Origin of the sequence: Mucilaginibacter celer, assembly GCF_003576455.2 — a bacterium.
Taxonomy (GTDB): Bacteria; Bacteroidota; Bacteroidia; order Sphingobacteriales; family Sphingobacteriaceae; genus Mucilaginibacter; species Mucilaginibacter celer.
Window position 1 is genome coordinate 5472531 of record NZ_CP032869.1, and the last position, 14751, is coordinate 5487281.

At 44.7% G+C, this 14751-nt stretch carries 10 protein-coding genes and 2 tRNA genes; 8 read left to right on the top strand and 4 right to left on the bottom strand.

What is annotated here, in order from left to right:
• The first annotated feature begins 61 nt into the window (after nt 1–61).
• The 5 genes from HYN43_RS22505 (at nt 62) to HYN43_RS22525 (ending at nt 8551) form a co-directional block, all read left to right on the top strand.
• Nucleotides 62–1018: a FecR family protein gene (locus tag HYN43_RS22505; protein ID WP_119406178.1), complete on the top strand. Its 957-nt coding sequence runs from the start codon at nt 62–64 to the stop codon at nt 1016–1018.
• 117 nt (nt 1019–1135) lie between these two features.
• On the top strand, nt 1136–4672 hold the full coding sequence (locus HYN43_RS22510; protein ID WP_119406179.1) for a SusC/RagA family TonB-linked outer membrane protein: 3537 nt from the start codon (nt 1136–1138) through the stop codon (nt 4670–4672).
• A gap of 20 nt (nt 4673–4692) precedes the next feature.
• On the top strand, nt 4693–6486 hold the full coding sequence (locus HYN43_RS22515; protein WP_119406180.1) for a RagB/SusD family nutrient uptake outer membrane protein: 1794 nt from the start codon (nt 4693–4695) through the stop codon (nt 6484–6486).
• 17 nt (nt 6487–6503) lie between these two features.
• Entirely contained in the window at nt 6504–7343 is an 840-nt protein-coding gene (locus HYN43_RS22520) for an endonuclease/exonuclease/phosphatase family protein (protein ID WP_119406181.1), read from the top strand.
• A gap of 173 nt (nt 7344–7516) precedes the next feature.
• On the top strand, nt 7517–8551 hold the full coding sequence (locus tag HYN43_RS22525; RefSeq protein WP_119406182.1) for a hypothetical protein: 1035 nt from the start codon (nt 7517–7519) through the stop codon (nt 8549–8551).
• 87 nt (nt 8552–8638) lie between these two features.
• On the opposite strand, the gene HYN43_RS22530 is transcribed toward HYN43_RS22525, so the two are convergent.
• From HYN43_RS22530 to HYN43_RS22550, 4 genes are all read right to left on the bottom strand, one after another.
• Nucleotides 8639–8713: transfer RNA gene (locus HYN43_RS22530), tRNA-Val, on the bottom strand.
• 83 nt (nt 8714–8796) lie between these two features.
• A tRNA-Val gene (locus tag HYN43_RS22535) sits at nt 8797–8874 on the bottom strand.
• Nucleotides 8875–8976: 102 nt separating this feature from the next.
• On the bottom strand, nt 8977–9294 hold the full coding sequence (locus HYN43_RS22540) for a hypothetical protein (protein WP_119406183.1): 318 nt from the start codon (nt 9292–9294) through the stop codon (nt 8977–8979).
• A 793-nt stretch (nt 9295–10087) separates the two neighbouring features.
• Entirely contained in the window at nt 10088–10282 is a 195-nt protein-coding gene (locus HYN43_RS22550) for a hypothetical protein (RefSeq protein WP_119406185.1), read from the bottom strand.
• A gap of 72 nt (nt 10283–10354) precedes the next feature.
• Between HYN43_RS22550 and ileS the strand changes: the two genes are divergently transcribed.
• From ileS to HYN43_RS22565, 3 genes are read left to right on the top strand one after another with little or no spacing between them, the layout of a single operon-like run.
• Complete coding sequence (ileS, locus tag HYN43_RS22555; RefSeq protein WP_119406186.1) at nt 10355–13738, top strand: isoleucine--tRNA ligase; 3384 nt, start codon at nt 10355–10357, stop codon at nt 13736–13738.
• A complete protein-coding gene (locus HYN43_RS22560; RefSeq protein ID WP_119406187.1) occupies nt 13738–14121 on the top strand; it encodes a TraR/DksA family transcriptional regulator in 384 nt (127 codons plus the stop codon). The genes ileS and HYN43_RS22560 overlap by 1 nt, the downstream gene beginning before the upstream one ends.
• The gene (locus HYN43_RS22565; RefSeq protein WP_119406188.1) at nt 14122–14727 is read left to right on the top strand and encodes a lipoprotein signal peptidase; all 606 of its coding nucleotides are present in this window, start codon (nt 14122–14124) and stop codon (nt 14725–14727) included.
• The last annotated feature ends 24 nt before the right edge of the window (nt 14728–14751 follow it).

Below are 14751 nucleotides of genomic sequence, written 5' to 3' on the forward strand. Positions count from 1 at the left end.
TTTAAAATAGAAGTAGTAAAAGCGGTTTTGTGCAACATCCCAATAAACAGCACAAAACTGAATGGAGCCGCAGGAGCTTAAAAAATTAATTGACCGCTACCTTAAAAACAACGTTACCGAAGAGGAACGGAAATTTGTTGACGAATGGTATCAATCATACCACAATGCCAACGTATTGCTTTCTGCCGAAAAAGAGCAGCAGTTAAAAAGCGAGATCTATGGGTTTGTAAAAAAGCAAATCACCCCTAAATCTGCAAAAATAAAGCGCCTGAACATTTTCAGGTATGCCGCCGCGGCAGCCGTAATTATGTTGGTTGGTGCAGGCCTGCTTATGCGCAGGGCTATCAGCACGCAGCAACAACAACAAGCCCCGGTATTTGCCACTTACAGCACCAAAATTGGCGAGGTTAAAAAACTGGAACTGCCCGACGGAACAACCGTTTGGCTCAATGCCATGTCGCGCATCAGGATAGCCGAAGGTTTTAATAAAGCCATCACCCGCAGTGTTTACCTGGACGAGGGCGAGGCTTTTTTTGAAGTGAAGCACGATGCCACACATCCGTTTTTAGTGCATACCAGCAGCGTAACCACCAGGGTGCTGGGTACATCATTTAATGTTAAAGCTTACCGGCAGCTAAGCTATGTTGCCGTAACCCTGCGCACGGGCCATGTGGAAGTACGCGATAAACAAGGTAAAACAGCTGTATTAACACCTAATCAAAGGGCGATTTATTCGGTAACCGATCATACATACCTGTTAAGCGCCTATAACGGCGAAAAAAGCAGGGGCTGGATAGAAGGTCGCTCGGCACTAAGCAATGCATCCTTCCGTGAACTGGCCATGACCGTGAATAACATTTACGGGGTTAAAGTAAGCAGCAAAAACAAGCAGACAGATACCTACAAATACAATATCATCATCAGCAGGCAGCATACGGTTGATGAAACCTTGAGGCTAATATGTTCAATCCATAAAAACAGTTGCAGGAGGCAAAACAATGAAGTAAGTATTTATTAAATAAAAAAGCCCGGTCTGCAGCAGACCCGGCCATTAGATTGCAAAGCACAATAGATTGAGCCCTATATGCTTATGCCCTTAGTTTCTCTGTTTACAATTCACTAAGAACTCAAAAGTATGAAAAAAAACTTACGTTGCTTAAGTAAAGCTATGCGTATCACTTTTCTGATTTACACCATCATTATTGCGGGCGCCGGTGTACTGATTGCCGCTCCAAGCACCGGACAGATTTTTGAAAGACGCCTCAGCGTATCCCTTTCAAACGAAACCCTGTTAACTTCAATAAAAAAGATTGAAGCAGCCGGTAATATCGAATTTGCTTACGACCCTAAAACCATTGCCCAGGCCAATATCGGGGTTAAAAACCAAAGCTTTTACCACGAGCGTTTGGCCGATATCTTAAAAGTGCTTTTAGGTAAATCATCAATCGGTTTTAAAGAAGAGGTAACAGGAACAGTTACCTTATTTAAAAAAGACCCGCCAAAAGCCGCCCCCGGTAAAGTAACCGGTAAAATTGTTGATGAAAAAGGCGAGCCGCTTACCGGAGCCACCGTTATGCTGGTGGAAGCCAGCAAAGGCGTGCAGGCCGATTTGAACGGTAACTTCACTATCATTGCCGATGAAGGTACCTATACCCTGATGGTAAGTTTCATCTCGTTCGAATCGAAACGAATACCCGGTATCAAAATAAAATCGGGCGAGGTTACTACGCTTAATCCTATTACGCTGGTGGCACAATCTGGCACCCTGAACGAGGTTTTGGTTGTTGGTTACGGAACGCAGAAAAAGCAAAACCTAACCGGTGCTGTTGATCAGATCACCTCTAAAGCGCTCGAAAACCGTTCGCTGCCTAACTTAACCCAGGGTTTGCAGGGTGTTATTCCCAACTTAAACCTGGTGCCGCTGGATGGTAAGCCAATCCAGTCGCCATCGTACAATATCAGGGGTACCACATCTATCGGCCAGGGTGGTAATGCACTGGTATTGGTTGATGGTGTTGAAGGCGACCCAAGCCGCATTAACCCCAATGATGTGGCCACGGTATCGGTTTTGAAGGATGCAGCTTCGGCTTCTATTTACGGTGCGAGGGGTGCTTTTGGCGTGATCCTCATCACCACCAAAAATCCATCTAAAGAAAAAACCAGCGTTACCTACTCGTTCAACCAATCTATCAAAAGCCCAACCGCGGTGCCAAAATTTGTTACCGATGGCTACACTTTTGCCAAAATGTTTAACGATGCCTGGAGCGCCTGGAACGATTACTCGCAAACACCGCAAAACATCAATAAAACGGTAAAGTTTTCTCCTGCTTATTTAGAGGAGTTAAGAAAACACTCGCTCGATCCATCACTGCCATCAACCATAGTTAACAGCGCAGGCGAGTATGAATACTACGGCAATACCGACTATTACAAGCTGTTATACAAAGATCATAACACCGCCCGCGAGCATAATATCTCCATCTCGGGCAATAGCGGCAAAGCCGATTTCCTGATCACCGGCCGTTATTTTGCGCAGGATGGTTTGTTCCGCTATAACTCCGACGATTATAGCATCTATAACTTAAGGGCCAAAGGTTCATTGCAGGTGTACCCATGGTTAAGTATTTATAACAATGCCGATTACTCGAACATGAAATACCACAACCCGCTTAACGTGGGCGAGGGCGGCAGCGTTTGGAGAAACATCCAGGATGAGGGCCATACCATGGTGCCTTTGTTTAACCCCGACGGTACGCTAACCTATTCGGCAGCTTATTCAGTAGGCGATTTTTATTACGGCAAAAACGGAATCAACTTTGATAACCGCGTGTTTAGAAACACCACCGGTTTTGTAGCCCAGTTTTTTGACAATACCTTCCGCGTAAAAGGCGATTTCACTTTCCAGAATACTGATAACGGCCAAAACCGTAAACGTGTACCTATAGCTTACAGCCGTAAGCCCGGCGTAATTGAATACATTGGTACCGCTTATAACGATTTGGAAGTGTACAGCCAAAGCGCCCAATACATCGCTACCAATACTTACGGCGAGTTTGAGCCAAAGCTGAAAGGTGGTCACTACTTTAAAGCCCTGGCTGGTTTCAACTTCGAGCAATCAACCAAAAAAACGCTTGATGTTACACGTAACGGGTTGATTTTTGATGATGCTACCGATATTAACCTTGCCCTGGGCCAATCAATCAGCACTTCGGGCGGTTGGGATAAATGGGATATTGTGGGCGGATTTTACCGTTTAAACTACTCGTTTAAAGATCGCTACCTGGTTGAGGCCGATGGCCGTTACGATGGTTCGTCAAAATTTCCTGCCGATCAGCGTTACGCTTTCTTCCCATCGGTATCTGCCGGGTGGAAAATTTCGAACGAACCCTTCTGGAAGGTATCAAAAGAATTGATCACTAATTTAAAAGTGAGGGCTTCTTACGGCTCATTGGGTAATGGCAGCATCGGTTCGTATGCTTTCCAGGAAAAATTTAAAATCGATAAATCGACAAGAATTTTAAATGGCGTATTGCCTCAAAAAACCGGGCAGCCTGGGGTATTGCCTGATGGCCTAACCTGGGAAACATCAAACACCCAAAACCTTGGTTTGGATTTGGGTATGTTATCAAACAGGTTAACTATCTCGGGCGATGCCTATATCCGCAAAACCACCGATATGTTTACCGTTGGTATGACACTGCCTGCAGTTTTTGGTACCGATGTGCCTAAAGGTAACTACGCCGACCTGCGCACCAAAGGCTGGGAGGTAACCGTAGCATGGCGCGACAAATTCAACGCCGGATCAAAACCGTTTAACTACGGTTTAAGGCTAACGCTGGCCGATTATACCTCAAAAATCACCAAATACAATAACCCCGATAAACGTTTAAGCGATTACTACGCAGGCCAAACCGTGGGTGAGATATGGGGCTTTGAAACTGCCGGTTACTTTACATCGGCACAGGATATAGCTAATTCGCCTAAGCAAACTTTGATTAAGGCATCAACTACCGGGCAGCTTTTACCGGGCGATATCAAGTTTAAAGATTTGAACGGCGACGGTGTAATTGATTACGGTGATCAAACCGTAAATAAACCGGGCGACAAACGCATTATCGGCAACGAAACCCCGCGCTATACTTATGGTATTGGTGTGGATGCCGATTGGAACAACTTCTTTTTCTCGGCATTTTTCCAGGGTGTGGCCAAACGCGATTGGTACCCTGGTTCTGAAGCAAGTGTTTTCTGGGGACAGTATAACAGGCCTTATAACAAGGTACCTCAATCACAACTGGGCAAAATCTGGTCGGAAGATAATCCCGACGCTTACTTCCCAAGATACCGTGGTTACTCGGCACAAAATGGCTCGGGCGAGTTAACGCAGGCACAAACCAAGTATTTGCAAAATGCCGCTTACCTGCGTATGAAAAACGTACAGGTAGGTTACAACCTGCCGCTGCGTTTAATTCAGAAAATTAAACTGAACAACCTGCGCGTGTTTGTTTCGGGCGAGAACCTGCTAACCTGGTCGCCGCTGTATAAAGTTACCGAAGATATCGACCCTGAAAGCATCAACGGATCAGACAGGGTTGTTACCGATGGTAAAAGCGGTAACGGTAATAACTACCCTATTTTAAAAAGCGTAACCTTAGGTGTAACCGCAACATTTTAATCATTAAAAAAGCTACAGATATGTTTCCTTTAAAATCAACATACACAAAACTATCCGCAATAATGCTTTTGGTGAGTTTTATTGCAGTTAGCTGTAAAAAATTAGACCAGGTACCGCACGATACCGCCACCAACAGCGCCGTGTTTGGAAGCGTGAACGGCCTGCAGCTATACGCCAACTCGTTTTACGATATTCTGCCAACCGCGGGCGATGTAGTACGCAGCGATGCAATGGCTGATTATGCCGCCCGTACCTCGGTTCCGGATTTTTTAAGGCCAGGTGCTTATGGCCCACGTCAAAGTAACGGCTGGACATGGACCGGCCTGCGTAACATTAACTACTTTATTGAAAATTGTAACAACCCTAATATTGCCCAGGCTCAGCGCGAGCATTTTATCGGCTTAGCCCGCTTTTTCAGGGCATGGTTTTATTTTGATAAACTGAAACGCTTTGGCGATGTGCCATGGTACGGTAAAACACTTAAGGTTGATGATCCGGCTTTGTACAACGGCAGGGATAAACGTACACTGGTAGTTGATTCAATCATTGCCGATTTGGATTATGCCGGTTTGCACATCAACACAAGCGATAATACCCGCAGTTTGATCACCAAATTTACAGCCTATGCCTTTAAATCGCGCGTGTGCCTTTTTGAAGGTACTTTCCGTAAATATCATGACGAGTATGGGTTACAGGCTTCTGCAAACGGCTTACTTACCCAGGCAGCCGATGCCGCCCAAAAGGTTATGACCGAAGGCGGCTTCAGCCTGAACACGGCCGGTGGTACTGATAAATCATACCGCGCGCTGTTTACCAGCCAGGCTCCGGTAGCATCGGAGGTGATTTTGGCCGCGATATCTGATCCTGCCCTGGGTGTTTTTAACGATTCGAACTGGTACTGGACCAGCGCCACCTATGGCGACAGGCTAAGCTTTATCCGCACGTTTGTAAACACTTATCTTAATATTGACGGCACTCCGTTCACTGATAAGCCGGGTTACAAAACCATGCCTTTTGCCCAGGAAGTAAAAGGCCGCGATATGCGTTTGCAGCAAACCATCCGTATGGGTAATTACAGCCGGCTGAATGGCGGTACCCAGCAAATTGCGCCGCCTGTATTTTCATACACCTACACCGGCTATCAGCCTATCAAGTTAACGCAGGATGATGCCTCGATGGATGGCGGTTCACGCAATACCAACTCGGTACCTATGATGCGCTATGCCGAAGTACTGTTAAACTATGCCGAAGCCAAAGCCGAATTAGGCACCCTTACCGATGCCGACTGGAACCAAACCATTGGCGCATTGCGCCGCAGGGCAGGTATAACAGGCAACACCAGCACCAAACCGATGGTTGTTGATCAGTACCTTAAAACCAACTATTTCCCGGCCATTTCTGATGCTTCGATACTGGAAATCCGTCGCGAGCGTGGCATCGAGCTTGCTTTTGAAGGTTTTAGGTTTAACGATATTGTTCGTTGGAAAAGAGGCGAGCTGATGGACCAAACCTGGAACGGTTTTTACGTACCTGCACTTGATGTTCCGCTTGATTTGAACGAAGATGGTGTGCCGGATGTATGCTTTTATACAACACTGCCGGCAACGCAGGTTAAAGGCGTAACCTACGTAAGCGTGGCTGCAACATTAACCGGCGGCACACCAAACCCGCAAAGACTGAGCGCTGATAACGAGCTTACCTGGTTAACTACCATTGCACGCCATTGGGACAACAAATTTTATCTTTACCCGATTCCGGAAACCGACAGGCTTCAAAACCCTAAATTGGGCCAGAACCCGGGTTGGGAACAATAACCGGGAAATTGAAAACTATGAAAGCAAAACAGTTTTTATTTAGCGCACTATTAATGCTGATATGCCTGCAAGGCAGCGCACAGCATTTAATTGTAGCAACTTTTAACCTGAGGTATGATAACCCGAGGGATACCGGCAACCTGTGGGTTAAACGCGCCCCGATAGCTGCCGCACTGATCCGTTTCCACCAGTTTGATATTTTCGGCACCCAGGAAGGCCTCAAAAATCAGCTGGAAGATCTGAACACCGCCCTGCCCGAATACGAGCGTTATGGTTTAGGCCGCGACGATGGCAAAGATGCCGGCGAGCACTCGGCAATATTTTTTAAAAAGAGCCGTTTTGTGCTGCTAAAAAAAGGCGATTTCTGGCTGTCAGAAACTCCGGATAAACCGGGTTTAGGCTGGGATGCAACCTGCTGCAACCGCATCTGCTCGTGGGTGTACCTGCAGGATAAGGAAAGTAAAAAGAAATTCTATTTCTTTAACGCCCACTTTGATCACCAGGGAAAAATTGCCCGCGAAGAAAGCGGCAAACTCATCCTCAAAAAGATCAAAGAAATTGCAGGAACCGAAAAAGCCATCTTCACCGGCGACCTGAACGGCGATCATAACAGTACCTGGTACCAGCGTTTGGCCACCTCAGGCTACCTGGTTGATACCTACAGCCAGGCTGCCCAGCCTTATGAGTTTAACCCGTCGTTCAACTCGTTTGGGCACGAGATTAAACAGAGCGGTGTTATTGATCATATTTTCACTACCGGTAAGGTTGATGTAAAAAGGTGGGGAATTTTATCTGATAGCTATCATGGTAAATATCCTTCAGATCATTTTCCGGTGCTGGCTGAGCTGAGTTTGTAAATTTGTGTTTTTTTGATAATTGTGAGGGGTTGCCGGGAGGTGGCCCCTTTTTTTATAATTAATAAAGAAAAACTCAATTTAAACAAGTCGCGCTTGCCTAAGGTCTTTTCATAAAGCCCAGGTTATGCTGGCTGTTATATCGTTATATTTGTTCATCACAAATTAATTGAAATATGCGTAAGATACTTGTTTTACAAGTTATTGTTTTGCTGGCCTCCCTAAACCTTAATGCACAACACAAAGTAGGGTTTTATTTAGATACCGCGTCAACCGGTATAAAAAACAGTCTTTATAACAAGGTACGGTTTATTGATATCCGGAACGATACAACCAATTTAGGTTTCGTTCAAACCGGTTTATTGAATCGTAGTGCGACTGTTGTTTCAGAACCACCTTTATCTACCCAGGTTTTCGCTTTGGTAAACCGGAGCATTGATGCATCTGCAGGGTCTGGAGAGCTTGTGTTACAGTTAAGGCAGCTCAGCTTTGCAGAAGTTACCGGAGCAATGAGTGAAAAGGGATTTTGCCGTCTCAGAGCAGGATTATATGCCGGTGCCAATGAAAAATACGGTCTGATTGAGGCTGTCGATACCTTGTTACAGGTTAAAGGGGTAGATGTAACCTCGACCTTATTGAGGGCCGGAAGTAGGCTTATGGCCGGGTTAATTACCGATGCCTTACAAAAAAGTCCGAAATTGACTGAAACTTATACAATGCGTGAAATTATCCGGATTGACAGTGTTGAAAAAAGCAGGATAAAACTTTTTAATGTGTTAAATTATACAGACGGATTGTATACCTCCTATCAACAATTTATGAACCAGTTGCCGGAAAAACAGATAGTTGTAGAGGGTTACAACATATACCCTGATGCCGTAAAAGCACCCGACGAGAATAATAAACTGCGCAAGGTAAAAGCTCAGAATATTTACGCAATTGTTTACCAGGGGCAGCCTTATATAGCCTCCCGTTTTGAATATTATCCGTTAAAAAAAGTGGGTGACGATTTTTTATTTACGGGAAATGCGAAAATTTCGACCGGTACCACAGAACAGGTTACTGCGGCCATGCTTTTTGGGATGCTGGGCAGTATCGCGGTTTCAAATTCGGAGGGTAGATTTGAAATGAAGATTGACCACAAAAATGGATCATTTATTAAAATAAGGGAAATAAAAGAGCCAGTAAAACCTGTATATAACGAAGATTAAGTTATTTCGAACTAATGGATCAAGCAAAATGAATAATGTTTAGGTGTTAAAAATAAAAGCCCAACATTTCTGTCGGGCTTAATTTTGTGGGAGCAACAGGATTCGAACCTGTGACCCTCTGCTTGTAAGGCAGATGCTCTGAACCAGCTGAGCTATGCTCCCTTTTGTAAACAGGTGACAAAAACATTTGCCACAGTATGTGTTAAATCTAATAAAAAAGCCTTCAGTTAAAGCTAAAGGCTTTTTGGTGGGAGCAACAGGATTCGAACCTGTGACCCTCTGCTTGTAAGGCAGATGCTCTGAACCAGCTGAGCTATGCTCCCCTTGTTTTGGGACTGCAAACATAGGAGTTTGTAATTATTTGTCAAAATAAAATTGAAAAAAGTTAGCACAGCTTTGATTTGCAGTAAATTGATAGGTACCCGTCACTGTACATCCCTGTATTGCGCCCGCGGCCGGGGGTCTTCGGGCAGTATTTCCATCTCCGGATCTCCGATATAATTGGCATACCACTGTATTGCGCTCACCAAATCCAGTGCATCTTCGGCGGCAACATCAATGGTTTCGAAGGCGTAAAGCTTATGATCGGCGTAGCCGTAAAGCTGAATTTCGTTATCGTCCGGACTAAACCCTTCCTCATCAAGGCAAAACACCTTAACCTTGAGGCGTGTATCCCTGGAGTGGATCACATCCCGGCATGGGTTTCTGGGATCGGTTGCCAGTAAATATACATTATAGTCCATAATTGGTTTAACAAAGTTTAGCGGGGATAGTTTCTATATTAATTCATTATCTCACAAATTGTTTTACGTGCATTTAACAAAACAGTTTCCCCTGTTTGGGGAAAATAAACCCTTATTTGGGTAATTTATCTACACGTTAACATAGGATGGCTGTTAAAAAGCTGTTTTTTAGCTGCTTGATGCCTGTTTTGGCAATTGGCATTTCGTTTGACTTAATGTTATTGCCCTTCTCAAAGGGTTGTTTTTCATAGGTAGATGTAGGGCCGAAATACTGCGAGAGTCTTTCGGTCTTTTTTTAACTAAATTTTCTCGCCTTATCTGCTCCTATCTATATTAATTCTCTGATAACGGATAACAAGATTTGTAAACTGTTTATGATCAATCTCAATCTGGTTATTAACCAGCAAAAAAAAAACATATCAATTCAGGAAGGTATTTTTACGATGAGTTCTCCGGATAGTTAAGGTTGTTAAACAGGCTACTGAGCGAGATTTGAAACTCTTGTTATTTTTATTGTAGGTTATCCTTGCTTTCCTTTTAACCAATGTGAAAAATATGTACCAAAAATGGAATACGTTTCCACAATCCAAGCTCCTTATATCTCAAAAAACGGCGCCAATTAGCTCTGAAGCGTATTTTTTAATTGGCACCGCATTTGAATTACAGTTAATACCCTTACTAAAAAGGGTTGTTTTCATAGGTAGATGTAGGGCCGAAATACTGCGAGAGTTTTTCGGCCTTTTTATTTAGAACAAAGGATCTATGCTCAAACTTCGGATAGAGAATTTGCAGCTTACTTATTCTCCTTCACCACATCAATCAACCAGGTAAACAAGCCGATAAAGCCCGCAATAGATAACCCGGCTCCGGCTCCCCGCATAATATCGTCCCATTTATCGGCAGGTGCGCTTGGGATTGCCATTCCTGCCGAAAACAGGATAATGCCTATTAATAAAAGATAAACAGAGCGTTTTGCTTTATTTTTCATCGGCCTAAATTAAAAAAATCATTTTTTAATTCTGTATTTTTGCAACCTCTTAAAAACGAGGTGAAATAATAGATGTACAAGGAATATAAGCAGTTAAACTTATCGCAAACAGGCAAAGAGATACTGGACTTCTGGAAACAGAAAAATATCTTCGAAAAAAGCATCACCAGTCGTCCGGCCGGTAACCCATATACTTTTTATGAAGGCCCGCCGAGCGCCAACGGTATGCCCGGTATTCACCACGTAATGGCGCGTTCCATTAAAGATATTTTTTGCCGTTATAAAACCCTTAAAGGCTACCAGGTAAAACGCAAAGGCGGCTGGGACACCCACGGCTTGCCTATTGAGCTTGCTGTTGAAAAAGCTTTGGGCATTACCAAAGATGATATCGGCAAAAAAATAAGCGTTAAAGATTACAACGATGCCTGCCGCAAGGAGGTAATGCGCTATACCGACGTTTGGAACGACCTTACCGAAAAAATGGGCTACTGGGTTGACCTGAACGATCCGTACATCACCTATAAAAACGAATACATTGAAAGCCTTTGGTGGATCCTGAAACAGCTGCATAATAAAGATATGCTGTATAAAGGCTACACCGTACAGCCATATTCACCAAAATCGGGTACAGGCCTTAGCTCGCACGAGCTGAACCAGCCGGGCACCTACAAAATGGTGAAGGATACTACCATTACCGCGCAGTTTAAAGTTAAACGCGATGGCGATTCGGAGTTTTTGTTTAACGGCATAGATACCGAAGTATTTATCCTGGCCTGGACAACCACGCCATGGACGTTACCATCAAACTGCGCCCTTGCCGTTGGCGAGGAGATCACTTACGCTAAAATCAGCACTTTTAACCCTTACACCTACCTGCCGGTTTGCGTGGTATTGGCTAAAGACCTGGTTAAAAAATATTTTAAAGCCGAGGGAGAGAACGCCTCGTTTGCCGATTACAAAGGCGGCGACAAGATCATCCCGTGGAAAATTGAGGCCGAAGTAAAAGGCAGTCAACTGGTGGGCATCCACTATGAGCAGTTGATGCCATATGTAACCAATGCCGACCTGGAGCAAAACGCCTTCCGCGTGATCCCGGCCGATTTTGTTACTACCGAAGATGGTACCGGTATAGTTCACACTGCATCAATATTTGGTGCCGATGACTTTAGGGCCTGTAAGGAAAACAACGTACCATCGGTGCTGGTTAAAGATGAAAACGGCAAAGATGTACCGCTTGTTAACAAACAAGGCCGTTTTGTAACCGAGGTTACCGACTACGCAGGCCGTTACGTTAAAGAAGAGTACTACACCGAGGCCGAGCGCGCCGAAGAAGGTTTTAAACCAACCGACGTACTCATCTCGATCAAATTAAAAACCGAGAACCGCGCTTTCGACGTTAAAAAATACGAGCACAGCTACCCGCACTCATGGCGCAGCGACGAGCCGATATTATACTATCCGCTTGATAGCTGGTTTATCCGCACCACCGCCGTGAAGGATAAAATGGTGGAGCTTAACAAAACCATCAACTGGAAACCGGAATCGACCGGTACAGGCCGATTTGGTAACTGGCTGGAAAACCTTGTCGACTGGAACCTTTCGCGTTCGCGCTACTGGGGTACCCCGCTGCCTATCTGGCGCGAAGAAACCGGTGCCGAAGAGATCTGCATAGGTTCAATTGCCGAGCTGAATGCCGAGATTGAAAAATCGATCAAAGCAGGCTTTATGCCCGAAGGTTTTGTGCTGGAAGATATGCACCGCCCTTATGTTGATGATGTGGTATTAGTATCATCAACCGGCAACAAAATGTTCCGCGAGCCCGATTTGATCGACGTTTGGTTTGATTCGGGTGCTATGCCTTACGCGCAATGGCATTTCCCGTTTGAAGGCCAGGAAGAATTTAAAAACGCCTACCCGGCAGATTTCATTGCCGAAGGCGTTGACCAAACCCGCGGCTGGTTCTTCACCCTGCACGCCATAGCTGTAATGCTGAGCGAAGCCAGCGATGAGATCAAAGCCATTAACGAGCAGGTTGGTAATAAAGGTATCTCGTTTAAAAACGTGGTATCAAACGGCTTGGTGCTGGATAAAAACGGCAACAAAATGTCTAAACGTTTAGGCAACGCTGTTGATCCATTCACTACTATCGAACAATACGGTGCCGATGCTGCCCGCTGGTATATGATCAGCAACGCATCGCCATGGGATAACCTTAAATTTAATGAAGAAGGTATTGACGAGGTAAGGCGTAAGTTTTTTGGCACGCTACACAACACCTATTCGTTCTTCACGCTATATGCCAACATCGATAAATTTACGTACAGCGAACCTGAGATCGAGATCGGCAAACGCCCGGAGATCGATCGTTGGATCATCTCGTTGTTAAACACCCTGAGCAAAGAGGTTGACGGTTACTATGCCGATTTTGAGCCAACCAAAGCCACCCGCGCTATCCAGGAATTTGTGGATGTACATTTCAGCAACTGGTTTATCCGCTTAAGCCGCCGCCGTTTCTGGAAATCAGACGATTCGGAAGATAAGCTATCGGCTTACCAAACATTATATACTTGTTTGATCGCTATCAGTAAGCTGATGTCGCCTGTTGCGCCGTTCTTTGCCGATAGGTTATATTGCGATTTGAACGCCGTTACCGGTAAAGAACCGTTTGAATCAGTTCATTTGGCTTACTTCCCTGAGTATAACAGCGCGCTGGTTGATGCCGAGCTTGAAGAGCGTATGCAACTTGCTCAGGATATTTCATCGTTAACCTTATCGTTACGTAAAAAGGTGAATATCAACGTGCGCCAGCCGTTAAGCAAAATTTTGTTGCCAATACTGGATAAAAGCTTTAAATTACACGTTGAGCAGGTTAAAGACCTTATACTGTCTGAAACCAACATTAAAGATATTGAGTACATTACCGATACCGCCGGCTTTATCAAAAAGAAGATCAAGCCAAACTTTAAAGCTTTAGGCCAAAAAGTAGGTAAGGATATGAAAGCCGTTGCCGAAGCTATCAACAATTTTACACAAGATGATATCTCGGCTTTAGAGGCAAATGGCAATATTGGCGTGTTGGACGGTAAGTATGAGATCCAGGTTGCCGATGTGGAGATCATAGCCGAAGACGTGCCCGGATGGCAGGTTGCAAATTTAGGAAAACTAACCGTGGCTTTAGATGTTACCATATCCAACGAATTGAAACAGGAAGGCATCTCGCGCGAGTTGATCAACCGTATCCAAAACCTGCGTAAGGCTAAAGAGTTTGAAGTAACCGACAGGATTAATGTAAGCATCAGCAACGCCACATTTTTAGGCGAAGCAGTGAAAAACAATTTATCCTATATTTGCGCCGAAATTTTAGCAGATAACATACAGCTTAACAACGAGTTAACCGGGGGCGAACCTGTTACAATTGATGAACAAGAAATTTTGATTGCTATTAGTAAAGTATAATGAAACCAGAACAAGAAAAAACCAGATACTCTGAAGCTGACCTGCAAGAATTTAAAGGGATCATCCTGGATAAAATGCGTATTGCCCGCGAAGAGTTAAACTCATTGGCTACGTCATTAAGTTCGCCAAATGCTAACGGCACTGATGATACTGCCGGTACTTACAAAACATTAGAAGACGGCTCGGCCACGCTCGAAAAAGAGCAGATCAACCAGCTGGCTGCCCGCCAGAAAAAATTTATCGAGCAGTTGGAAGCCGCTTTGGTACGTATCGAAAACAAAACCTACGGTGTTTGCCGCGAAACCGGTAAACTGATCCCGAAAGAGCGTTTACGTGCAGTACCGCACACTACGCTTTCGATGGAAGCTAAATTAAGGCAATAAATGAAGGCTGCTTATACCAAACCTTTTCTTACAGCCGCTTTCATTATCCTTGCCGACCAGGCCATTAAAACCTGGGTGCACCAGCACATGCAACTCCAGGAAGAAATTCAGTTTCTGGGCAAGCGGGGTATGCTGCACTATACCGAAAATAACGGTATGGCCTTCGGGATGGAATGGGGCGGAGATACGGGCAAGCTTGCTTTAACACTTTTCCGTATTGTTGCGGTTGCCGGTATAATTTACACCCTCATTTTTTTAATAAAACACAAATACCACCGTGGCCTCATCATGAATGTGGCCCTCATCCTGGCCGGTGCTACGGGCAACATCATCGATTCCACCTTTTACGGACTGATGTACAAATATGCGCCGATATTTCATGGCCGGGTGATAGATATGTTCTATTTTCCGCTGCTCAGGGGCACATACCCATCATGGTTCCCGTTTTGGGCCGGGCAAAGCTTCGAGTTTTTCAGGCCGGTATTTAACCTTGCCGATGCCTCGATCTGCGTAGGCGTTATCATGATATTACTATATCAAAAACGCTATTTTAAACACGAACACCCGGAAGTGGCGAGCCCCAACAGCGAGATGGTTGAAGAATAATTTGTTATAAACCTGATATATAAA

Bases quoted from the DNA above. Each gene is read 5' to 3' on its own strand.
- HYN43_RS22505 (WP_119406178.1), top strand. From the start codon at position 62: ATGGAGCCGCAGGAGCTTAAAAAATTAATTGACCGCTACCTTAAAAAC.
- HYN43_RS22510 (WP_119406179.1), top strand. From the start codon at position 1,136: ATGAAAAAAAACTTACGTTGCTTAAGTAAAGCTATGCGTATCACTTTT.
- HYN43_RS22515 (WP_119406180.1), top strand. From the start codon at position 4,693: ATGTTTCCTTTAAAATCAACATACACAAAACTATCCGCAATAATGCTT.
- HYN43_RS22520 (WP_119406181.1), top strand. From the start codon at position 6,504: ATGAAAGCAAAACAGTTTTTATTTAGCGCACTATTAATGCTGATATGC.
- HYN43_RS22525 (WP_119406182.1), top strand. From the start codon at position 7,517: ATGCGTAAGATACTTGTTTTACAAGTTATTGTTTTGCTGGCCTCCCTA.
- HYN43_RS22540 (WP_119406183.1), bottom strand. From the start codon at position 9,294: ATGGACTATAATGTATATTTACTGGCAACCGATCCCAGAAACCCATGC.
- HYN43_RS22550 (WP_119406185.1), bottom strand. From the start codon at position 10,282: ATGAAAAATAAAGCAAAACGCTCTGTTTATCTTTTATTAATAGGCATT.
- ileS (WP_119406186.1), top strand. From the start codon at position 10,355: ATGTACAAGGAATATAAGCAGTTAAACTTATCGCAAACAGGCAAAGAG.
- HYN43_RS22560 (WP_119406187.1), top strand. From the start codon at position 13,738: ATGAAACCAGAACAAGAAAAAACCAGATACTCTGAAGCTGACCTGCAA.
- HYN43_RS22565 (WP_119406188.1), top strand. From the start codon at position 14,122: ATGAAGGCTGCTTATACCAAACCTTTTCTTACAGCCGCTTTCATTATC.